This is a genomic window from Endozoicomonas acroporae, assembly GCF_002864045.1.
Taxonomy (GTDB): domain Bacteria; phylum Pseudomonadota; class Gammaproteobacteria; order Pseudomonadales; family Endozoicomonadaceae; genus Endozoicomonas; species Endozoicomonas acroporae.
In genome coordinates this window covers 1-902 of record NZ_PJPV01000262.1, presented here as the reverse complement: position 1 = coordinate 902, position 902 = coordinate 1, and the positions used below count along the sequence as shown (strand labels likewise).

The 902-nt window shown below is 56.0% G+C and carries 1 protein-coding gene; it reads left to right on the top strand.

Annotated elements, in window-relative coordinates:
- Positions 1-902: hypothetical protein (locus CX664_RS26845; protein ID WP_180966635.1), on the top strand; the 902-nt coding region annotated here is incomplete at both ends.

The following is a 902-nucleotide window of genomic DNA, read 5'->3' as shown; positions in this document are numbered from 1 at the left end:
CAGGATCACTGGCATGATGCCCGTCAGGCCGTTGCTGATCAGTTGGGTAACCTGGCTGATGAAGCCGTCGACCTGGTCATTAAACAGAGTGGTCAGTTGGAAGCGGTCAAGCCGATTCTGGCGGGCAGTATCCGTGAGGTTATGAACCTTGTCGTCAAAGAAGGGGCGCTGTTTACTGCGAGGCAGAACGGTGAAGAATGTGACGACGTGAATGCCTTAGAGGGCGGCACGGCGCTGACCGAACAATTACCGGCGTTTCTGACCACAGCCACGGTTGAATTAATGGTTGAACTGCTGAGTGACCGGTTGCAATCCGGGGACTGGAAAACAGCAGCTGTTACCGAGATCACCGCCGGGGAGGAAATGACAGACTCAGCCAAGATGATAGTCCGGGAAATAGACCGAATGCTGGGTGAAGGGCTTGCCGGTATGGTCAACGCGGTGGCCGATCAGGTGGAATCACTTCTGCAAAAACACCCATACATTACTGCCGAAGCGGTGCTTGGGGAATTGACCCGGCAAGGGATACACGACGGTGCTGCATGGGTAGGTGAGCTGGTGCACGGTCTGTTTGCCGGTGATGTCCGGGTCGTGTCCAGGGTAGTTGATAAGTTAACCGAACAGGCAGAGTCGCTGGTGCAGACCCTGGCGACTCACGGGCTTGGCTGGTTATCAAACGTCGATCAGGCAACGGGGCAGCAGAACCTGGAAGTCGTAAAGGAGATTCTGGTTCGCCGTGGAAATACCCTGGTAGAACCACTGCTGACCGGCGTGACGGGCGAAGCAGCGATGCTCGGAAATCAGGCATCAGAATCCACCGAGCTCAGAAACGCCGTAATGCCGTTCGTACAGGACCAGGTTCAGAAAGGTCAGGTACTGGAACGGCTGGCCGCTTACGGAGT